The organism is Streptomyces cyaneus (assembly GCF_004028635.1).
Lineage (GTDB): Bacteria > Actinomycetota > Actinomycetes > Streptomycetales > Streptomycetaceae > Streptomyces > Streptomyces cyaneus.
The window spans coordinates 325,149-346,268 of the sequence record NZ_RQJW01000005.1; the positions used below are offsets into that span (position 1 = coordinate 325,149).

General features: G+C 70.9%; 18 protein-coding genes. 5 read left to right on the top strand and 13 right to left on the bottom strand.

The window, feature by feature from the left end:
* Positions 1-17: 17 nt before the first annotated feature.
* Complete coding sequence (locus tag EHO50_RS20060; protein WP_128431620.1) at positions 18-1,874, top strand: MFS transporter; 1,857 nt, start codon at positions 18-20, stop codon at positions 1,872-1,874.
* A gap of 24 nt (positions 1,875-1,898) precedes the next feature.
* Here EHO50_RS20060 and EHO50_RS20065 read toward each other — a convergent pair whose 3' ends face one another.
* Entirely contained in the window at positions 1,899-2,738 is an 840-nt protein-coding gene (locus tag EHO50_RS20065) for a hypothetical protein (RefSeq protein ID WP_128431623.1), read from the bottom strand.
* 76 nt (positions 2,739-2,814) lie between these two features.
* Between EHO50_RS20065 and EHO50_RS20070 the strand changes: the two genes are divergently transcribed.
* Positions 2,815-3,600: an SDR family oxidoreductase gene (locus EHO50_RS20070; protein ID WP_128431626.1), complete on the top strand. Its 786-nt coding sequence runs from the start codon at positions 2,815-2,817 to the stop codon at positions 3,598-3,600.
* A gap of 126 nt (positions 3,601-3,726) precedes the next feature.
* Positions 3,727-5,301, top strand: coding sequence for a sodium:solute symporter family protein (locus tag EHO50_RS20075; RefSeq protein ID WP_128431629.1), 1,575 nt, complete (start codon positions 3,727-3,729; stop codon positions 5,299-5,301).
* A 53-nt stretch (positions 5,302-5,354) separates the two neighbouring features.
* On the opposite strand, the gene EHO50_RS20080 is transcribed toward EHO50_RS20075, so the two are convergent.
* The 8 genes from EHO50_RS20080 to EHO50_RS20115 all read right to left on the bottom strand — a co-directional run bounded on the left by EHO50_RS20080 (position 5,355) and on the right by EHO50_RS20115 (position 13,209).
* On the bottom strand, positions 5,355-5,885 hold the full coding sequence (locus tag EHO50_RS20080) for a hypothetical protein (protein WP_128431631.1): 531 nt from the start codon (positions 5,883-5,885) through the stop codon (positions 5,355-5,357).
* A 156-nt stretch (positions 5,886-6,041) separates the two neighbouring features.
* The gene (locus tag EHO50_RS20085; RefSeq protein ID WP_246101253.1) at positions 6,042-6,794 is read right to left on the bottom strand and encodes a hypothetical protein; all 753 of its coding nucleotides are present in this window, start codon (positions 6,792-6,794) and stop codon (positions 6,042-6,044) included.
* Positions 6,795-6,802: 8 nt separating this feature from the next.
* The gene (locus EHO50_RS20090; RefSeq protein WP_128431634.1) at positions 6,803-7,918 is read right to left on the bottom strand and encodes an ADP-ribosylglycohydrolase family protein; all 1,116 of its coding nucleotides are present in this window, start codon (positions 7,916-7,918) and stop codon (positions 6,803-6,805) included.
* Between the two features lie 176 nt (positions 7,919-8,094).
* Complete coding sequence (locus EHO50_RS20095; RefSeq protein WP_128431637.1) at positions 8,095-8,400, bottom strand: hypothetical protein; 306 nt, start codon at positions 8,398-8,400, stop codon at positions 8,095-8,097.
* Positions 8,401-8,418: 18 nt separating this feature from the next.
* Positions 8,419-9,225, bottom strand: coding sequence for a helix-turn-helix domain-containing protein (locus tag EHO50_RS20100; protein ID WP_246101255.1), 807 nt, complete (start codon positions 9,223-9,225; stop codon positions 8,419-8,421).
* A 225-nt stretch (positions 9,226-9,450) separates the two neighbouring features.
* Positions 9,451-9,792 carry an ATP-binding protein gene (locus EHO50_RS46055; protein ID WP_425472228.1) on the bottom strand — a complete coding sequence of 114 codons (342 nt, stop codon included), beginning with the start codon at positions 9,790-9,792 and terminating at the stop codon, positions 9,451-9,453.
* On the bottom strand, positions 9,677-10,501 hold the full coding sequence (locus EHO50_RS20110) for a class I SAM-dependent methyltransferase (protein WP_128431640.1): 825 nt from the start codon (positions 10,499-10,501) through the stop codon (positions 9,677-9,679). Before EHO50_RS20110 ends, EHO50_RS46055 begins: the two co-directional genes overlap by 116 nt.
* Positions 10,502-10,590: 89 nt before the next feature.
* Positions 10,591-13,209 carry a tetratricopeptide repeat protein gene (locus EHO50_RS20115; protein WP_246101257.1) on the bottom strand — a complete coding sequence of 873 codons (2,619 nt, stop codon included), beginning with the start codon at positions 13,207-13,209 and terminating at the stop codon, positions 10,591-10,593.
* Between the two features lie 88 nt (positions 13,210-13,297).
* Between EHO50_RS20115 and EHO50_RS20120 the strand changes: the two genes are divergently transcribed.
* A complete protein-coding gene (locus EHO50_RS20120; protein WP_128431643.1) occupies positions 13,298-13,810 on the top strand; it encodes a DUF2165 domain-containing protein in 513 nt (170 codons plus the stop codon).
* Positions 13,811-13,821: 11 nt separating this feature from the next.
* Here EHO50_RS20120 and EHO50_RS20125 read toward each other — a convergent pair whose 3' ends face one another.
* The 4 genes from EHO50_RS20125 to EHO50_RS20140 all read right to left on the bottom strand — a co-directional run bounded on the left by EHO50_RS20125 (position 13,822) and on the right by EHO50_RS20140 (position 19,257).
* The gene (locus EHO50_RS20125; protein ID WP_128431646.1) at positions 13,822-15,006 is read right to left on the bottom strand and encodes a DUF418 domain-containing protein; all 1,185 of its coding nucleotides are present in this window, start codon (positions 15,004-15,006) and stop codon (positions 13,822-13,824) included.
* Between the two features lie 82 nt (positions 15,007-15,088).
* Positions 15,089-15,640 (bottom strand): hypothetical protein, encoded by a 552-nt coding sequence (locus EHO50_RS20130; RefSeq protein WP_128431649.1) that lies wholly within the window; start codon positions 15,638-15,640, stop codon positions 15,089-15,091.
* A gap of 78 nt (positions 15,641-15,718) precedes the next feature.
* A complete protein-coding gene (locus EHO50_RS20135; protein WP_128431652.1) occupies positions 15,719-18,328 on the bottom strand; it encodes a bifunctional FO biosynthesis protein CofGH in 2,610 nt (869 codons plus the stop codon).
* Between the two features lie 80 nt (positions 18,329-18,408).
* Positions 18,409-19,257, bottom strand: coding sequence for an LLM class F420-dependent oxidoreductase (locus EHO50_RS20140; protein WP_128431655.1), 849 nt, complete (start codon positions 19,255-19,257; stop codon positions 18,409-18,411).
* Positions 19,258-19,457: 200 nt separating this feature from the next.
* Between EHO50_RS20140 and EHO50_RS20145 the strand changes: the two genes are divergently transcribed.
* Positions 19,458-20,990 (top strand): CehA/McbA family metallohydrolase, encoded by a 1,533-nt coding sequence (locus EHO50_RS20145; protein ID WP_128431657.1) that lies wholly within the window; start codon positions 19,458-19,460, stop codon positions 20,988-20,990.
* The last annotated feature ends 130 nt before the right edge of the window (positions 20,991-21,120 follow it).

Below are 21,120 nucleotides of genomic sequence, written 5' to 3' on the forward strand. Positions count from 1 at the left end.
CGGGGAGTGCCTCAAAGGTGGCCACTGCGGAGCCGACACGCGCAGACGACGCCGATCCGGGACGGGGAGCCGGTCCGCGAATACGCGTGCCCGCGCCACGCCGGGAAGACCGTCAAAGCCCTATGCAGAACAGACCGCCGTCGCGTCTGAACACTGTCCTCCTCACCCTGCGTGAGCGCCTTCTGCGCCATCCGGTGCTGTCGATCACGACTCTGGCCGGACTCCTCCACGTCATCTGGTTCTTCACGTTCGCAAGCAGCGGCGGTGATCTCGCGGCCCAGGACGCCTGGGCCGAATTCGTCGGCCGACATCCGGACTCGGCGTACAACCTGGCCTGGTACGGCGGTATGCACCCGGTGTCGTACAGCGTGGTGTCGCCGTATCTGATGTCGGTCCTCGGTGTCCGTACGACGATGATGATCGCGGGGACGATCTCCGCGGGCCTGCTGACACTGGTCCTGCTCCGCAGCCGCTCGGTGAAGAACCCCCTGTGGGCGGCGCTGGCCGGGGTGTTCGGCCTGGTGTGCAACGCGATCTCGGGACGGGTGACCTTCGGCCTCGGCATGATGTTCGCGCTGGGCGCGGTCGCCGTCGTGTTCTGCTGGCCCTACCGCTGGCGCTACAAACGGTGGGCGAAGGCCCTGTGCGCGGCCCCGCTGGCCGCGCTCGCCACGATGTCGTCGCCGGTGGCGGGCCTGTTCGTGGGCTTCGTGGCGGTGGCGCTGTTCCTGCAGAAGAGGCGGCCGGGAGCATGGGCGCTGGGCCTGGCGCCGACCGCGGTCGTGGCCGTGTCGGCCTGGCTGTTCCCCTTCTCCGGCACGCAGCCGATGGTGATCGGCTCGGTGCTGCTGCCGCTGCTGGTCGCCGTCGGCACCTTCGTCCTGGTGCCCAAGGAGTGGAAGACCGTCCGGCTGGTGTCCGCCGTCTACGGCCTCTCGGTCGTCCTGGTCTGGGTGATCAGCTCGCAGATCGGTTCCAACATCACGCGCCTGGCGATGCTCTTCGGCGGGACGGCCCTCGTGGCCGCGCTGCCCTTCACGGTGCCGCGCTCGCGTAAGTGGTACACCGGTGTGCTGGCGCTCCTCACCTTCGCCGGCTGGATCGGCTACAAGACGATCGACGACATCATCCACGCCGCCCCGGAGGCGTCCTGGGCTCGCGACTTGGCGCCGCTGGTCAACGAGCTCCAGGAGGTCGGTGCCGAGAAGGGCCGCGTCGAGGTGGTCCCGGCCCGCTCCCACCGTGAGGCCGCCGCCCTCGCGCCGTACGTCAATCTGGCCCGCGGCTGGAACCGCCAGGCCGACATGAAGCGCAACCAGCTCTTCTACGACGGCACGCTCAACTCGGCGAACTACTACGAGTGGCTCAAGCGCTGGGCCGTGCACTTCGTGGTCCTGCCCAAGGACGAGCCCGACCCCTCGGCGGCGGAGCGTGAGCGGGAGCTGGTGCAGCGCGGCATGCCGTACCTCAGGCAGGTGTGGGGCGACGCCAACTGGCAGCTGTTCGAGGTGACCCACCCGGCGCCGCTCGCCGAGCCGAACGCGGTCGTCGAGCGGGCCGAGCAGGGCGAGATGACCATGCGGGTGAGCAAGCCCGGCCGCATCCTCATCCGCATCCCCTACTCGCCCTGGCTGAGCATCGTCGACGCCGAGGGCAAGAAGCTCGACCCGCCGCAGGAGACGGAGGCGTCCAAGAACCGCCCCGACGACGAGCCGAAGTCGTACGACAACGTCAACGGCTGTCTGATGGAGACGGAGGAGGACGCGCTCGGCGACCAGTGGACGATGCTGGTCGCTCCGCGGGCGGGCGAGTACAGGTTGGCTGCGCCGTACACGGTGCCGCGAGGTACTCCCTGCCCGGAGGAGTTGCGCTGACCGGCGTCTCTGGGGGCTGCCGCCTCAGCGCAGCTGGTCCACGTACTTCTCCGTCCCCGGCACCGTCGGAATGAACGGCGCCACCAGCTCCACCCTCCCCAGTCCCGACTCTCCGACCGCCGTGTCCAGGTCGGAGAAATGCCCCTCCCAGCACTGCCTCGGATCCGCCTCCAGGAACCACAGCAGCGTCAGGCGCGTATCCACCCCCTCGACCTGCTTGACGTACGACATGCGGTCCAGCGGCAGCGGCGTGGGCCGGAAGATCGTCACCATGGCGGCCGGGGAGCCCGCGAGGCGCTTGGGAAGGTGACGGGCGCGCAGCCACTCCAGCAGCTCGGCGCGCTGCTGCGGTGAGTCCGCGTCGATGACCTGCACCACCAGGCCCGCGTAGGGGTGGTCCAGGGCGTGGAAGTCGCGGGGGCCCGCCGCGCCGTCGCGGTACACCGTCGCCTCGTGGTCCTGGAACGCCGTGAAGACGTGGGTGCGGTCCTGGTAGACGCGGGCGTCGCGGTTGAGGCGCTTGTTGATGGCGACCGTCCAGCGCATGTGGTCGTCGTAGCGGCCGGCGGTGATCCAGTACGTCGAGATGTAGCAGCCGGCGGTGACCGGCTGGGCGATCGCCGACTTCTCCGGGTAGCGCAGGAGTTGGAGGTCCCTGGTCGCCACCCAGCGGCGGCCCGCGTACATCCAGGGCATCGCCATCGCGCCGGCGTAGTAGTGGTCGTCCTCGTACCAGCGGTTGTAGGCGTACTCGTGGCCCGGGTGCGGTTCGACCATGGTGATCAGGGCATGGCCGGGGCGGACTCCGTACGGGCCGACGGCGGCCAGTTCGGCGTACGTCTCGCTGCGGGTGTCCTCGCTCATGCGGTTCCCCTTTCCTGCGGTCACCCATACTCTGACGGACCGTCAGATATTGCGTCCAGAGTCGGGAGGCAGCGGAATGTCACTGCTCGCGGGCAAGACCGTCGTCGTGTCGGGAGTGGGCGCCGGGCTCGGTCACCAGGTCGCCGCCACGGTGGTGCGCGACGGCGGGAACGCGGTCCTCGGGGCGCGCACGGAGGCCAACCTCGCCAAGAGCGCGGCCGAGATCGATCCGGACGGGGCGCACACGGCGTACCGGGCGACCGACATCACCGACGAGGCGCAGTGCGAGGCGCTGGCGGCGCTCGCGCGGGAGCGGTTCGGGCGGATCGACGCGGTCGTCCATGTGGCCGCCTGGGACAGCTACTTCGGCGGCCTGGAGGACGCGGACTTCACCACCTGGCAGTCGGTGATCGACGTGAACCTGCTGGGGTCGCTGCGGATGACACGGGCCTGTCTGTCGGCCCTCAAGGAGCGCGGGGGCTCGGTCGTCTTCATCGGGACACAGTCCTCGGTCGCCGCCCCCTCGCAGGTGCGGCAGGCGGCATACGCGGCGTCGAAGGGGGCGCTGACGAGCGCGATGTACTCGCTGGCCCGGGAGTTGGGCCCGTACCGGATCCGGGTGAACACCGTGCTGCCGGGCTGGATGTGGGGGCCTCCGGTGCGGGCGTTCGTCCAGTTCACGGCACAGACGGAGGGCGTGCCCGAGGCGGACGTACTGAAACGGCTGACCGAACGGATGGCGCTGCCCGATCTCGCCACGGACGGGGACGTGGCGGACGCGGTGGTGTTCCTGACGTCGGACAGGGCACGCTCCCTGACGGGGCAGTCGTTGCTGGTCAACGCGGGGGAGCTGATGCGCTGAGTTCACATGGATGAACACAGACTCTCATCTCGAACACTTTTACCTTCCCTTGACCTTACGCTCACTTGTCGTGTTCACGCGACAGCGCCCAGGATGAGCGCCGGGCTGAACCCTGGGAGGGCGCACATGAACGGTCTCGACTGGGCCGTGCTCATCGGCTACTTCGGCGTGATGGTGGCGATCGGCGTCTGGTCGCACAAGCGGGTGGACAACGTCAGCGACTTCTTCACCGCGGGCGGCAAGATGCCGTGGTGGCTGTCCGGCATCTCGCACCACATGTCCGGATACAGCGCGGTGATGTTCACCGGGTACGCGGGCATCGCCTACACCTACGGCGTCACGTCCTTCGTCACCTGGTCCTTCCCCATCGCACTCGGCATCGCCATCGGCTCGAAGCTGTTCGCGCCGCGGATCAACCGGCTGCGGTCGCGGCTGCATGTGGCCTCTCCGCTGGAGTATCTGAAGAACCGTTACGACCTGAAGACCCAGCAGGCGCTGGCCTGGTCCGGCATGTTGCTGAAGATCGTGGACGTGGGCGCGAAGTGGGCGGCGATCGCGACGCTGCTGTCCGTGTTCACCGGCATCTCGCTGAACCAGGGCATCCTCATCACCGGCTCCATCACGGCCGTCTACTGCACCATCGGCGGCCTGTGGGCGGACGCGCTGACCGAACTCGGCCAGTTCGTCATCCAGTTGCTGGCCGGCGTCGCGATGTTCGTCGCCGTGGTCATGAAGCTGAACGACAAGGGCATCGGCTTCTTCGACGCCTGGGACCGGCCGGAGCTGCAGGGCCACGGCGAGCCGCTGGTCGGCCCCTACGGCACGGTCTTCCTCCTCGCCTTCCTCTTCATCAAGCTCTTCGAGTACAACGGCGGCATGCTCAACCAGGCCCAGCGCTACATGGCCACGGCCAGCGCGTACGAGGCCGAGCGCTCGGCTCGCCTGTCGGCGCTGCTGTGGCTGGTCTGGCCGGTGGTCCTGTTCTTCCCCATGTGGATGTCGCCGCTGCTGGTCACGTCGCAGAAGGGGGACGGCTCCGACTCGTACGGCCTGATGACCGAACAGCTGCTCCCGCACGGCCTGTTGGGCCTGGTCATCGTCGGCTTCTTCTCGCACACCATGGCCATGTGCTCCTCCGACGCCAACGCGATCGCGGCCGTCTTCACCCGGGACTGCGCGCCGGTGGTGTGGCGCAGGGCGCGGGCCTGGAGCGAGGGACAGGGTCTGCGGGTCGCGCGGATCACGACCGTCGTCTTCCTCGGCCTGTCCATGGCGGCGGCGACGCAGGTCAACTCACCGACCTTCGGCGACATCATCACCGTCGTCATCAAGTGGGTCGCCGGCCTGATGGGCCCGATGGCCATCCCGATGATGCTGGGCCTGCTGCGCCCCTTCCGCCGCTCGGGCCCGACCGCCGCGCTCACCAGCTGGTCGATGGGGCTGCTCGCCTTCTGGCTGGTCAACTACCCGATCAGCTGGCAGATCGACGGCGGCGTCCCGCTCCAGTACCAGGTCTCGATCCCGCTGGCGGTGTCGCTGGTCCTGTACATCCTCGTCGGCTTCATCAAGCCGGAGGACACCCCGGAGCGGCTCGCGATCATCGAGAAGATCAACACCGACGGGGACGGGGCCGCGGCGGCCGCGGTGCCGACGCCGGCCGGGGGCGTGCAGGACGCGGTGGGCACGCGCGCGAAGGACTGACATCCCGTGGCCGGTGTGGGCGCCTGCCGGGGCGACGCCCACACCGGCCTCGGTCACGTCGCGGGCCGGATGCGGAGGACGGCGGCCCCGTCACCGACGTGGACGACCTGAAGTCCCATCTGGTTGACCACCGCCTTCGCGCCCCTGTCGCAGGTCAGCTGCGCGACCGCGGAGGAGTCCGCCGCCGGTCCGGTGAAGGACGCCTCGCACCCACCGTCGGAGGCGAACTCGGACTGAGTCAGCGGCGCGAACATCGTGACCGTCCCTCCGCTGACCGCGGTCACCGTGACCGGGCCGAGGCCGAACCGGTCCGGCACCGGAATTCTGGCCGCGTCGGTCACCCGGATCTCGCAGGTGCCGTCCGTACACGCCGAGTACCGCGTGCCGTCGGCCGCGGTCGGGGCGGTCGAGGGCGGGGCCGACGTGGTGGGCGGGGCGGGCGTCGGGGGCGGTTGGTCGGGGGCCGTCGATGCGGTGGCGGGGCCGGAGGGGCGCGGATCGGCGGAGGTGCCGCCGTCCGACGCGGAGCCGCAGCCGGCCAGGAGCAGCACAAGGGCGAGGACACCTACGGAGGGACGGTGCACGGGAGCTCCCTGGCTCGAGGGGATGGAGGGCGCCGGCACACCAGGGAGTACCAGCGGCTGCTCGGGACCCCTCCCGAGGGACATCGCGCCCGGCGTCCCGAGGGACATCGCGCCCGGCGTGCTCCCGCACCACCTCGACCGCGGCCTCCAGGCCGCTCAGGACTGGAGTACCGGCGGGGTGGACGGGGCCTCGTCGTCCAGGTCGCCGCGCAGGGCGGCGAGGACGAAGGCCACCATGCACGCCAGGAGGAGCAGCGCGAGCGGCCCCCATATCGCCGGGATCGCCCACATCGGCCAGTCGTTGGCCGACTGCGCCCAGAGCGTCAGGATGGCCGCGCCGCCGATACCGACGCCGTGCCACCGCACCACGGTCGCCGCTTTCGCGTGCCGCCGGTTGCCCCGTGCGAAGAGCGGCCACACCGATCCGACCAGGGCGGGCAGGCCGAACGCGATACAGGCGAGCGCGCCGCCGAGGCGGTCCTCGGGCCATCCCACGGGCCCGGACGAGGTCTGCTGCCGTCGTCCGTCGGCGTCCCGGACCTCGACGACCTGACCGTGCCAGATCAGGCCGACGACCTTGTCGCCCGGCTCCATCTCCGACACCACCGGATCCGTATCCCGGAACGTCACGCCCCACGGTTTTCCGGTCGGCAGCAGCAGCTCCGCTTCCGGCCCCCCGTTTCTCCTACCGCGGTTCAAATCGGCCTTCCGAACGGTGAAGTCCTGCTCCCACAGGCACCCCGACGCCTTCACCGGGACGGAGGCGCACGTCGGCGCGGCACGGAACTCCCGCTCCCGCTCCAGCGCTCCGCGGACCTCGAAGGCCATCACCACTCCCACGACGAGAGCCATGACAGACAGCACCAGCCATATGACGGTCCGTACGACCGTGTTCCCTGTCGCCCCCACCGTGCTCCCTAAGCCCGCGGATATCTGGCCAGCCACCCCGGTGACGCCCCCGCAGGCCCGTGCAGCGCAGGCCCCTGGGTCATCTCCATGGCGAAGTCGTCGGCGAGTTCGAGGATCGTGGGGCGGCCCTCCAACTCGGCCAGCCAGGCGGGCGGGAGAGCCGTCTCGCCGTGCAGGGCACCGAGCAGGCCGCCGGTGAGGGCGCCCGCGGCGGCGGAGGGGCCGTCGTGGTTCACGGCGAGGCACAGCCCGTGCCGTACGTCCTCCCCCACCAGGGCGCAGTACACGGCAGCCGCGAGCAGCCCGTCCGCCGAGCCGTCGGCCGCGAGTTCCTCCACCCGCGCCGGGGTGGGCATGCCCTGCCGTACGGCGCCCAGCGCGTGCTGCAACGCGTCCGACACGGGCTCGTGACCGGGCCGCAGGGCGAGCAGCGCGAGCGCCCGCTGCACGGCCCCGTCGAGGCTCTCCCCGCAGGCGAGACCATGCACGATCACGGCGTACGCGCCCGCCGACAGGTAGGCGATCGGATGGCCGTGGGTCTGCGTCGCGCACTCCACGGCGAGCTGGACGACGAGCTGCGGCTCCCAGCCGACGAGCAGCCCGAAGGGCCCGGAACGGGCGACGGCCTCGGGTCCGAGCTCGGCGGCGTTCTTGGGCGACTCCAGCGTGCCCATGGTCTCGTCGCCGAGACCGAGCAGAAGCGCACGGGTGGGATCCCGGCGGGCGTACAACCACTCCTCCCGCGCCAGCCACCCGTCGTCCTTACGGCGCTCGTCGGGACCCCAGTCCCGCTGTGTGGCGGCCCAGCGCAGATACGCCCGGTGCACGTCGGTGGGCGGATGCCAGGCGCCGGTGTCCCGCCGGACCTGCGCTCTTATCAACCCGTCCACGCTGAACAGCGTGAGCTGAGTGAGATGAGTCACGGCACCGCGTCGCCCGTACCCGAACCCGAGATCGACAAGACCCTCGGCCCCGTACTGCTCCCGGATCTCGTCCAGCCCGAGCCCGTCCACCGGCGCACCGAAGGCGTCCCCCACTGCCGCCCCGAGAAGCGTGCCGCGCACCCGGCTGCGGAAGTCCTGCTGTTCGGTACGGCCCCAGACGGCGCCGAGTGTCGCACCCACCAAGACCTCCCCGTTACAGCGTCCGTCCGTACGACGATTCGCCACTGTAATCGAATGGGGACGGTCGGTTCAGGGGGCGGAATGGTATGCGAGGTGTGGCCTAAATGGTCACGAGTGATCCTGGGTGGCCACTTATCACCCGCACCAGGTGACATTGCAGCGCCATGCTCAGTCCGTCACAGTCCGGCCTCCGCCTCGGCCGCCTCCCTGATCGCGCGGATCTCGGCGATGGCCTCCCCCGGGTCCTGCTTCCCCACGTCCACGATGCGTTCCAGCTCTCGCAGCCGGGCCGCGCGCTCCGGGTGGCGTTCGGTCGCGACGAACACGGCCCACGAGTGAGCGAAGGCGCGGAGCGGTGCGAGGCTCTGCGTTCGCTGGGCGTTCGTCGTGGCCTCGAAGAGGTGCTGCGTCAGGGCCGGGATCCGGCTCGGCGCGATGCGCGCGATCGCAGCCCGCAGCGCGTCCGGGGTCAGCTCGGGCATGCGCTCACTCCAGGGTCTCTACGCCGCCACGCCGACCGAACGGCAGTCCCGGCATCGGCCCGGCTGTGGGGACCTGAACGCCCGGTCGCAGCCTTCGCAGGTCTGGAGTGGGACCGGGCGGACGGGGGTCGGGTGGGGTGCCGGGGCCGGGAGCGGCGGCGGGAGGAGCGCTTCGAGACGGTGGGCGAGGAATGCCGCCGGGTTCTGGATGGGGTCCTTGGGCAGGCCGGTCGACAGCGTTCGCTGTACGGCGGTGGGCGGGACGCCCCGCTCCAGCCAGGCGGAGACGGCCGGGGCCAGGCGGTGTACGTCACGTTCGGGCAGCAGCAGACGGGAGTCGTAGGCGCGCAGACCGGCGAGGAGGTCGATGGCGGTGCGGGGTGCGGCCGGCGCCGCCGGGCGAGGCGGCGAGGTCGGGCGGGACGGCGGTGCCGGGCGCGGTGTGGGCTCCGCGGCGGCTCGGACCACCGTCCGCCCCGGCTTGTTGTACGAGATCGTCCGGGTCACGACTCGGCCCGATTGAAGACGCTCCTTGGTGCGAGCCAGGTATCCGTGCGTCTCCAGCTCCCGCAGGGCGGCAGCGATCCGGATCTCGCCTTCGGGGAACTTCGCGGTGAGCGCCTTGATCCCGATCGGGGTCCGGGCGGGCAGCGACTGGATGTGGACCGCCAGGCCGATCGCCGTCAGGGACAGCTCCGGGTGCTGGGCGAGGTGGTTTCCGACCACGACGAAGTGGTCGTGGTGGGGTGCGGTGACGTGCTCGACGCCTCCGGCGGAATGGCCGGACTTGGCGCGCGCGGGCGCGCTAGGGTGCTGTTCAGTCATCGGGAAGGTCTCTTCTTCCTCGGTGTTAGGCCCTCGCACTGGGATGCCAGTCCCGGCGGGGGCCGATTCATGTTTGCGGTTGTCCGTGGCTGACGCTGCACCACCGAAACCCTTGCGCGCCAGCCGAGTTGGCGATGTTCACCCCTGCGGGTGATCGACGGGGGCGGTGGGGGCGGGTTGGTTCTTTTCCCGGTTCTTTGGTTTTTGGCGCCGGGAACTGCCGGGTCACGACTCCCCGCGATCCGGCGCCAGTTCGGCCCACACCGTCTTGCAGTTGGCGGGAGCCTCGTCGACGCCCCAACGGTCCGCGTACGCCGCCACGATCAGCAGGCCCCGTCCCGACTCCGCGTCGGCGCCCACCGCGTCCCGGACCTGCGGGATCCGGTCGCCCCGGGCGTCGGTGACCTCGATGCGGAGGGTGCGGTCGGTGTGGAGCTGTCCGAGTCGGCCCTCAGCGGCGGCAGACCAGGATGCCGCCCAGGCATGTGACCTCGAAGGCCCCGTGTTGAGCGATGTGATCGACGAGGATCGTGCGGGCCCGCTCGATCGTGGCGTCGAAGGGCACATCGTGTTGGTCCGCCCAGGCCCGGTAGGACGCCATGTGCGCGATGACCGGCTCGGGATCGTGGACCGTGACGATGCCGGGCAGTCCGATCGTCTCCAGCCGGCCGAACTCCTCCCTCAGGAATGACGGGGCCTTCTCCAGGGTGAAACGGGCGCTGAGCGAGATGCGGGCCGGGCCCCGTCCGGTGCCGAGGACATCGCCCGCTGCCCGCTGCCACAGGTCGCCGAGTTCGGCCTTGTCCCGTTCGCTGTTGGTGGAGGCGATCACCAGCCCGTCATGGGAGACGACGCGCGACAGTTCCTTGACCGCCTGGGGGATGTCGGGGACGTGGTAGAGCATGTGCAGCGCCAGGGCGGCGTCGATGCTCCCCGTGGCCAGCGGCAGACGGGTGACGTCCGCCACCGCGACCGGGGCGGAGACACTTGCGAGGATGCCGGGTGCGATGTCCAGGCCGAGCAGGTCCAGATCGGGTCGGTCCTGGCGAAGCCGCTGGATGAACTTGCCATTGCCGCAGCCGACATCGACCACACGCCCTCGTCCGCGCACACCCCCCAGCTGCTCCGCGACGATGCCGGGCAGGTCGTAACGAGGCGTCTGCCACTGGTAGAGCGACTGGCGGGCAGCCAGGTCCCGGTCGCTGCTGTAGGCGCTCCCGGCGAGGCGGACCCGGTCGGTGACAGCGGCGTCGTGTGCGGCGGAAAGTTCGGTCACGTCGGCAGCTCCGGAGGGTGGGATGGGGTGCCGCCCACGCCCTTGAAGAAGGAAGCGCTCGGCGCCCTCGCCATCGAGATCAGTCGCATCTACTCGTAAGCCTGGGCAATCTCCTCGTCCGCGGCGGCCCCGGCGTCGTCGCCGAGGTGGCGATGGACGGCCGCCCGCTGACGCAGGGCCCAGGCATACGACGGCCTCCGCTCCACAACCCGGTCCAGGTCGGCGAGAGCCTCCGCGTGGCGGCCGAGGTTGGACAGTGAGGCGCCTCGGCTCGCTCGGGCGGAGTGGTAGTCGGGCTCCAGGGCGAGCGCGTGGTCGTAGTCGGCGAGGGCATCCTCGTCGCGGCCGGCGGCGCGCAGGGCGTCACCGCGTTCGCAGCGGACCCAGGCCCAGTCGGGGTCCACGGCCACCGCCCTGTCGAGGTCGGCCAGTTGGCGGTCGGGGTTGCCGAGGGCGCGGTGTACGCGGGCCCGGCGGACCAGGGCCCAGGGGTAGTCCGGCTTGAGCTCCACCGCCCGGTCGAGGTCGGCGAGCGCCTCGTCGAGTTCGTGGCGGCTGAGGCGGGTGGCGCCGCGGGAGGCCCAGGCGAAGTCGTCGGTGGGGTTGAGCCGGATTGCCCGGTCCAGGTCGTTGAGCGCTCTGTCGTAGTGCTCGAGGGCCCGGTGGTACTCGCCGCGCAGGGTGAGGCTGCGGGCGTCCTGTGGGGCCAGCCACAGGGCCCGGTCGAGGTCGGCGACGGCCGCTCGGAGGTTGCCGGCGAGGTCGTGGGTCATGGCCCGGACGCGGTAGGCACGGGCCGCCGCGGCGCGGGGCAGCACGGCGCTCCAGTCTTCCCCGGTCGGCACGCCCCGGCGTCCGCCGCCCACCACACCGCCACGTGATCGCCCCCCTGCCCCGCGGCCCAGGCCCGGCGGTAGGGGCCCACGGGGCGTACCGGGCCGGGCTGCTGTGCCACGGCCCCGGCCCGGCGCCCCCATGCCGCCCACGCCGCCCCTGCCGCCCGCGGCTGTGCCCCGACCCACGCCGGACGCCGCCGCGCCACCCACGCCGGACGCCCCCGCACCAGGGACGCCCACACCGGCCACCCCGTCGAACCCCGCCTCCCGCAGCAACACCCCGAGGACAGCCGCCGTTCCGCCGGCGGACAGGGCCTGCGACAGTTCTCGTGCCCTTCCGGCCAGGGCCTCCACGGCCGCGTCCCGCCCCGCGTCCACCAGCATCTGCAGCCACCGCCCGGCGATGGACTCACCCTGATCGCAGGCGTCGACGAGGTCCCGCATCACCTCCGGCATCACCCGCCGCTCCCCCGCACACAGCAGGTGATACGACTCCGCCAGCCGCAGCTCGCGCCACTCCTCGTCGGCCCACGCCTTCTCGGCGCCTCGGCCCGCTGCGGCCTCGGTCCGCCGCTCCCGGAACACCGCCGCCAGCGACCGGTGCCGCTCCGCCCACGTCACGGACGACCGGCTCCGTTGCCAGCGCAGCATGGGTGCCCGTACGACGTCGTGGTACTGCAGTCGATCACCCCGCTCTCCGACGAACGGCATGCCCCGCAGCCACTCGTACAGCGCATCCAGTTCGTCTTCCGGCCGGTCGACCAGGGCCCTGAACACGTCCGCGTCCAGCCTCCGGGGCAGCGCGCACACCAGGGCGATGTCCCGCCGTACCGGATCCTGTTCCCGCTCCAGGAACAGACCCACGGCGGTGGCGCTCGGGTCTCCCACCTCGTCCGGGCCTGCGGGGCGGGCCTCGGCGAGCATCGACACGAGGACCGGGAGTCCGCCGGTGAGGCGGAGCACCTCGTCGACGACCGGCTCGGCCACCACTCCCCGGGTCGCGAGCAGCGCCCGTACGTCCGCGTCCGTGAACGGCCCGAGCGGTACGTCCTTCATGAACTCGCCGAAGCCGCGCCACCGGCCGTTGTCGAAGGGCAGCTGACCGGCCGTCACCACGACGACCGTGGCCGGCAGCGCGCCGTACCGGTCGGTGGTCATCACATCGCACAGCCAGCCGTCGAGAAACGACCCGGTCCGTTCGTAGGTATCGAAGAACAGGGCGATCCACGGCACCGCGGATGCCGCGTCGGACAGCTCGTTCAGCAGCACCGGGGTGAGCACGCTCTCGGGCGAGAGCACGAGCTCGACGTCCTCGTGGCTGCGGAAGCGCGCGCTGAGGCGGGCCCGCAGCCGGTCGGCTCCCTGGGCGAGTGGGGCCGGATCCAGTGCGCCGGTGAAGGGTCCCACCACCGGTACCATCCCCAGTCCCACCAGGCCCGCCCTTGCCACCACCATGCTGCCTGTCGAAGGCGTCTCCGGCCGTGGTTCGAGCGCTGCGACCGCGGCCGCCTCCGCCTCGTGCCGCCGCTCCCGGTGCACGGCCAGCAACCGTTCCAGATCCTTGAAACGCCGCCCCTGCGCGGCGAACTGGCGGCTGATCACCGCCAACGCCTCCGGCACGCTTCCCGCGTTCTCGTCGACGAACGCGGTCAACGCGCCGCACTCGCGGGCGACTTGCTCCAGCTCGCGCATCAGGAAGGTCTTCCCGACCCCCGCGTTCCCGTGCACGTGGAACAGGAACCGATGCCTGTCGTCCTCCGGGAGAACGTCGAAGTTCGCCCGGAAGGCAGCCCGTTCTGCGCTGCGTCCCGCGAACCCCGCGCGCTGACGCCGCGCGATCAGCTCCTGCATCGACGGCTGCGACTGCGCCACCCGTGCGTCCTCTCGGTCGGGCCCTCTGCGCCATCATTCTGGCTCAATGCATGCGGAACACAGCACCCCCACAGGAAAGATGACCACCATGCCAACCACACCCCCACGCAGCGCACTCCATCTCGCCGCCACCCTCCTCACCGCGACCGTCGCGCTCTACATCGCCCTCGTCGCCTTCGGCAACATCACCGACTTCGGCACGAACCAGCAGTTCGTGCGGCACGTCCTGGCGATGGATACGACGTTCAAGGACGACGACCTGATGTGGAGAGCCATCACCAGCAAGGGACTTCAGGACGCGGCGTACGTCGCGATCATCGTCTGGGAGACCGTCGCCGCCCTCGTGCTGATATACGGCACCTGGCTCTGGTTCCGCCGCGACGACCTGCGCGCCCGCCGCTTCTCCACCTACGGCCTGCTGATGCTGATGCTGCTGTTCGGCGGCGGGTTCATCGCCATCGGTGGTGAGTGGTTCTCGATGTGGCAGTCCGGCGACTGGAACGGGCTGGACGCCGCGACCCGAGTGTTTGTGTTCAGCGGGGTCGTACTGATCGTCAACCACCTGCCGTTCGGGCAGGGACGGCAGGCCGACGCCGGCTGACGCGTATCGGTTCAGTGGCGCAGGGCCCATTTCTGGACCGCCTCCAGGGGCCCTGCCGAGAAGCGTCGCAGCCACAGCGTGGAGCCCACCATCAGCACCGCGCAGACCGTGGCCCACAGGCCCACGACCCACCAGGGGCCCGTGTCGCCGAGGCGTTCGGCGAGGCCCAGTCCGATGCCGTAGGAGACGAGTACGCAGAGCACGTTCTGGAGGACGTAGCCGGACAGGGCGGTTCGGCCGACGGAGGTGAGCCCCGTCATCAGGGGGCCCGGGCGCCGTACTCGGTCCACCACGGCGCCGATCAGCCCGATGTACCCGAGCGCCAGCAGCGGGGCGGTGCCGTACCGGGCCAGTAGGAACAGGTCCGGGCCGGCCAGTGTGGCCGCCACGTTGAGCGGCAGTCCGAGGCCCAGGCCCCACAGCAGGAGGCGGGAGCGCAGCCTCCGCGCCGTCTCGTCCGCGCCGAACGCCCCCGCCCGGAACAGCCGTACGCCGAGGAGGAAGAGGAAGATCAGGAGGAAGAAGGTCAGCACCGGCTCCATGCGGAGCGCCATCGCGTTCTCCAGGCGGAAGGTGACCTGGTCCAGGTAGTCGCCGTGCGCGTACAGGTCGACGACCTCGCGGGAGACGGTGCCGCCGTCCTCGCCGTCACCGGTCAGGACCAGGGCCGTCGTCAGCAGGCCGATCACCGTCAGGTGCACCCCCGCCGCCCACCACATCACCCGTCGCTGGGCCCGTTCCGAGCGGGTCAGCAGCCAGGCGACGAGGAGTGCGGTGACCGCGTATCCCATCAGTACGTCCCAGGCGAAGACCAGCACGAAATGCACCGTGCCCTCGCCGAACAGGAACAGCGCCCGCCACCGGTAGCGCCCCGGCCACGGCTGTCCGCGTCGCGCCGCCGAGCCGTACTGGATGGCCAGCCCGACGCCGAACAGGATCGTCAGCAGCGACAGGAACTTGCCGTTCGCCAGCACACTGAAGGTTCCTTCGACGGCTCCCGCGAGCGATCCGAACGACGGCTCGCTCGAACCGGACTCCAGGGCTCCCCACTCCCCGCCCGGACCGGTGAAGATCCATACGTTCGTCATGAGCGTGCCCAGGATGGCCACCCCGCGCAGTACGTCGAGGAGGGGCAGTCGCCGTCCGGTGGGCGAGGAATCCAGTGCTTGCGGGGCGCGCGCGTCCGTGTGCGTCATGGATTCATCGTCACGGCGGCAACGGCCCGAATCGTCGTGAGCGAAGTCGAACCTGCCCTACATCGAAGGATGCAGCGGACCCCTACTCGACCACGACCACAGTCGTACCCGTCTCCCCGAACGTCCACAGCGCCGCCCCGTCGGCCGCGCGCATCCGGACCCCGCCGGTCTGCTTGCCCTCGGCGGGCGGGGGCGAGGAACCGTCCACGGCGTTGGAGAAGGCGATGGAGACACCGGACTTCGCGGCGAAGTAGATGATGTTCTCGATCTGCACGCCGTCCGAGCCCGTGGTGGCCATGTTGCGCGACGACACCGTGTAGGTGCCGGGGTCCGGGCTCACCGTGCCCGGCCAGACGGTGAAGGTACGGCGGGCCGCGTCGCTCGCGTCGACCAGCCAGACCCGCTTCTGGCCGAGGGAGTACACGACCCGGCGTCCCGTGCCCGAGCCCTCCGGCACGGCGGCGGGTGCGGTGGACTTCGACGGGGCGGGGCTCGCCCCCGCCGACGCAGACGCGCTCGGGCGGGCCGCCGTCGCTGTCGGGTGCGGCCCCTTGTCGGCCTGCACGGCGAGAACGGTGACGGCGGCTATCGCGCCCACCGTCAGACCGGTCACCCAGACCTTGGGAGCAGGCACGGGCACGCATCTCCTCAGCTACGGAACCCCTCCGGCGGGGGTCGGATCATCGTACCGACCCCCGCGGCGGGGTCCTTCTCAGTCCAGCACCGGCAACAGCTCCGGCAGATGCCCGTCCGAGGCCTCCGCCGCCCGCTGCCGCTCCTGTGGCACCTCGCCGTACAGCGTCGTCCGGGGCTTCGCCGGACGGCCGGCCACCTCGGCGACGGCCACCAGGTCGCGTACCGACTTGTACGAGCCGTACGACGAACCCGCCATCCGCGAGATCGTCTCCTCCATCAGGGTGCCGCCGAGGTCATTGGCGCCGGAGCGGAGCATCTCCGCCGCGCCCTCCGTGCCCAGTTTGACCCAGCTGGTCTGGATGTTGGGGATGTGCGGGTGCAGGAGGAGACGTGCCATCGCCGTCACCGCCCTGTTGTCGCGGATCGTCGGGCCAGGCCGCGCGATGCCCGCCAGGTACACCGGCGCGTTGGTGTGGATGAACGGCAGCGTCACGAACTCCGTGAAACCGCCCGTCCGTTGCTGGATCCCGGACAGCGTGCGCAGGTGGCCGAGCCAGTGGCGGGGCTGGTCGACATGGCCGTACATCATCGTCGACGACGACCGGATGCCGAGCTCGTGCGCGGTCGTCACCACCTCGATCCACGTCGCCGTCGGGAGCTTGCCCTTGGTCAGGACCCAGCGGACCTCGTCGTCGAGGATCTCGGCGGCGGTACCGGGGATGGAGTCCAGGCCCGCCTCCTTCGCCGCCGTGAGCCACTCGCGGATGGACATGCCGGTGCGGGTGGCGCCGTTCACGACCTCCATCGGCGAGAAGGCGTGCACATGCATGCCGGGGACGCGGGATTTCACGGCTCGTGCGATGTCGAAGTACGCCGTGCCCGGCAGGTCCGGGTGGATGCCGCCCTGCATGCAGACCTCCACCGCCCCCACGTCCCAGGCCTGTTGGGCGCGGTCGGCGACCTGGTCCAGGGACAGGGTGTAGGCGTCGGCGTCCGTCCGCCTCTGCGCGAAGGCACAGAAGCGGCAGCCGGTGTAGCAGACGTTGGTGAAGTTGATGTTCCGCGTGACGATGTACGTCACGTCGTCGCCGACCGCCGACTTGCGGACGTCGTCGGCGATACGGGTGAGCGCGTCGAGCGCCGGGCCGTCCGCGTGCAGCAGCGCCAGGGCGTCCTCGTCGGTGAGCCGGGTCGGGTCGTCGGCGGCGACCCGCAGCGCCTGGCGGACGTCCGTGTCGATGCGTTCCGGTGCCATGCCGGGCGCGGCGGCCTCGCGCAGGGCGCCCCAGTCGCCGTACACCTCGTCGAAGTCGTCGCGCCGGTCGGACGTACGGCCCTCGGTGTCGATGGTGGAGTGCAGATCCGTACGCCCGGAGGCGACGAAGGCCTCCTCGGGCTCCTGCCACGGGTGCCCCTCGACCACCGCGTCCGGACGTGCCAGTCCCGTCTCGGGGTCGGCGAGCGCCCGTACGTGCGGGAGCAGCCGCGGGTCCATCCAGGGCTCGCCGCGCTGGACGAACTCGGGGTAGACGCACAGCCGTTCGCGCATCTCGAAGCCGACGGCGGCCGACCGCTCGGCCAGCTCCTCGATCTGCGGCCAGGGGCGCTCGGGGTTGACGTGGTCGATGGTCAGCGGGGAGACCCCGCCCCAGTCGTCGATGCCGGCCCGGATCAGCCGCTCGTACTCGGAGTCGACCAGGTTGGGCGGGGCCTGGAGGCAGGCGGCGGGGCCCATGATGTGCCGGGCGACGGCCACCGTGGCGACCAGCTCGTCCAGTTCCGCGTCCGGCATGCCGCGCATCGCGGTGTCCGGCTTGGCGCGGAAGTTCTGGATGATCAGTTCCTGGATGCCGTGGTAGGCCCGGGAGATCTTCCGGAGCGCGAAGAGGGACTCGGCCCTCTCCTCGTACGTCTCACCGATGCCGATCAGGATCCCGGAGGTGAAGGGGACGGAGGAACGCCCCGCGTCCTCCAGTACCCGCAGCCGTACGGCGGGCTCCTTGTCCGGGGAGCCGTGGTGCGGGCCGCCGGGCTCGGACCACAGGCGGGTGGCGGTCGTCTCCAGCATCATGCCCATCGACGGGGCGACGGGCTTCAGGCGCTGGAAGTCGGTCCACGTCATGACGCCCGGGTTGAGGTGCGGGAGGAGTCCCGTCTCCTCCAGGATGCGGATGGAGATGGCGCGGACGTAGGCGATGGTGTCGTCGTACCCGTGCGCGTCGAGCCACTCGCGGGCCTCCGGCCAGCGGTCCTCGGGCTTGTCGCCGAGGGTGATGAGGGCTTCCTTGCAGCCGAGGGCCGCGCCCTTGCGGGCGATGTCGAGGACCTCGTCCGGCGACATGAACATCCCGTGCCCGGCGCGGCGCAGCTTGCCGGGGACGGTGACGAAGGTGCAGTAGTGGCACTTGTCCCGGCACAGCCGGGTCAGGGGGATGAAGACGCTCTTCGAGTACGTGATGACGCCGGGCCGGCCTGCCGCCTCCAGGCCCGCGTCCCGTACCCGGCCGGCGGACGCGACGAGGTCGTCGAGCGCCTCGCCGCGGGCCTGGAGCAGTACGGCCGCCTCGGAGACGTCGAGGGCGACGCCGTCACGGGCGCGTTTGAGGGCGCGACGCATGGAGTTCTCGGTCGGGCCAGGTGTCGAGCCAGGTGTCGAGCCGGTTCCGGAGGTCGCGGAAGTCGTCATCCTTCGAGCATACGAGCGAGGTGATCAGTACAAATAAACGCGGCCCGAATTCACGCGTTCCAAAGGGGCGCTGGACCAACTCACACGTACTGGGCAAACTCGTCCAACACCCGCAAAACCTCCCCCTCCCCCGCCGGGGGCAACTGCACCACGACCTCCTCGATCCCCAGCTCCGCATAGTGCGCAAGCTTGCCGGGGCTGGGATAGACGGCGTACGGCACGACCTGGAGGGCGTTCGGGTCGCGCCCGGCGTCGGCCCAGACAGCCCGCAGCCGGGGAAGAGTTTCGGACAATCCGCGCCCACCGATCGGCAGCCACCCGTCGGCGTACTCGCTGATGTGCGCGAACAGCTTCGGCCCGGCGGCTCCGCCGATGAGGGTGCGAGGCCCGACGACCTTCGGCGCGCGCGGCTTCTGTACGGGTTTGGGGTAGGCGAAACTGGCACGTACCGCACCGAACTCCCCCTCATACGCTACGGGTTCGTCCGCCCACAGCGCCCGCATCAGAGCCATCCGGTCCCGGACGAGTTCGCGGCGCGTGGCCCACTCGACGCCGTGATCGGCGGCTTCCTCCACGTTCCAGCCGAAGCCGAGGCCGAGGGTGAACCGCCCGCCGGAGAGGTGGTCCACGGTCGCGATCTGTTTGGCGAGGTCGATCGGGTCGTGCTGGGCGACCAGGGTGATGCCGGTGCCGAGGCCGAGCCGTTCGGTGACGGCCGCGGCCTGCCCGAGGGCGACGAAGGGGTCGAGGGTACGGCCGTACTCGGGCGGCAGGTCGCCGCCGGCCGGGTACGGGGTGGTCCGCTCGACGGGGATGTGGGTGTGCTCGGGCAGGTACAGCCCGGCGAACCCGCGCTGCTCCAGCTCACGGGCGAGCCGGATCGGGGTGATGGTCTCGTCGGTGAGGAAGATCGTGACGGAGATGCGCATGAGGGCATCTGTACCGCGCGACTGCCCGGATGTCGATACCGACCGGTCGGCACAGCCTTCACGCCTGCTGCCGGTCAGCTGCCGATTGGCTGCCGATTCCCTTCCCTTGCACGGGAGTTCACGGCTGAATACGAGAGTTGCACGCACCACCACTGCACCACCCACGCCCTGTCACTCACGACGACCTGGGGAGCAGCAGCATGTGCGAGGACGATCACGCGGGCCACGCCCGCCACGCCGGCTTGGCAAGACGCGCACTGTTCGTGACGGGCGCCGCCACCGCGCTTACGTTGGGAAGCGTGACCTTCGCTTCAGGCGCCGACGACACCCAGGACGCGGAGACCCGAACCGTGCGGGGCACCCTGCCGCCCGGGTCCCCCGACTTCGTGTACGTGCCGGTCGAAGTGCCGTCCGGGGTACGGGAGATCAAGGTCTCCTACACCTACGAGAAACCGTCCGTCCCGGCCGGCACCCCCGGCAACGCCCTCGACATCGGCATCTTCGACTGGCGCGGCACGGAGCTCGGCGGCCGCGGCTTCCGGGGCTGGTCGGGCGGGGCGCGCACGGAGTTCTTCATCCGGGCGGACGATGCGACGCCGGGTTACCTGCCGGGCCCGGTCCGGGAGGGCACCTGGTCCATCGCCCTCGGCCCCTACACGGTGGCGCCGCAGGGGCTGCCGTACGAGCTCACCATCACGCTCACCTACGGCGAGCCCGGCGCGGTCGTCGAGCCGACGTACCCGCCGGACCGGGCGAAGGGCCGGGGGCGGGCCTGGTACCGGGGGGACTGCCACCTGCACTCCTGGTACTCCGACGGCCGCCGTACGCCCGCGGAGATCGCGGCGCTCGCCCGTGCCGCGGGCCTGGACTTCATCAACAGCTCGGAGCACAACACGCACTCGGCGCACGCGCACTGGGCGTCCGAGGCGGGCGACGACCTCCTGATCATGCTGGGCGAGGAGGTCACGACCCGCAACGGCCACGTGGTGGCGCTCGGCACCGACCCCGGCACCTTCGTCGACTGGCGCTACCGCGCCCGGGACAACCGCTTCGGCCGTTTCGCCCGCCAGATCCGCAAGTCCGGCGGCCTCGTCGTCCCCGCCCACCCGCACGCCACCTGCGTCGGCTGCAACTGGAAGTTCGGCTTCGGCGAGGCGGACGCGGTCGAGGTGTGGAACGGGCCCTACACGCCGGACGACGAAGTGGCTCTGGCGGACTGGGACAGCATGCTGGTGGCGTCGGTGCGGGAGGGCCGTGACTGGATCCCGGCGATGGGCAACAGCGACGCCCACCGTGACCCCGACCCGGTCGGCAGCCCGCAGACGGTGGTCCTGGCGGACGACCTGACGCGGGAGGCGATCCAGGAAGGGATCAAGGCGGGGCGGTCGTACGTCGCCGAGTCGAAGAACGTCTCACTGACCTTCGGCGCCTTCGGCCCGAAGGGCGAACACGCCGGCATCGGCGAGCGGTTGAAGGTCGGCCGGAACTCGCCGGTGACCGTACGCCTGGAGGCGACCGGCGCCCCACGCTGCACGGTCCGCTTCGTGACCGACCAGGGCGTGCTGTTCACGAGCCCGCCGCTGCCGGTGTCGGGGTCGGGTGTCGTGGAGTGGCGCACGACGCCGTCGTACGCGGCCTATGTGCGAGCGGAGTTGCGGCACGAGACGGCGGTGGGACCGTTGCCGGGGGCGTTGGCGGCGTTCACGAACCCGGTTTTCCTGGGGCGTTCGTAGACTCAGGACTGGGCGGCGCGGCTGCACATGGGTCGGCCGGGAACCAACCGGTGAAGCCGATCGCGAAGGCGGACAATGGCGCAGCCGGCAACATCCTGCGCAGCTTCTACAGCAACAACCGCATCATCGA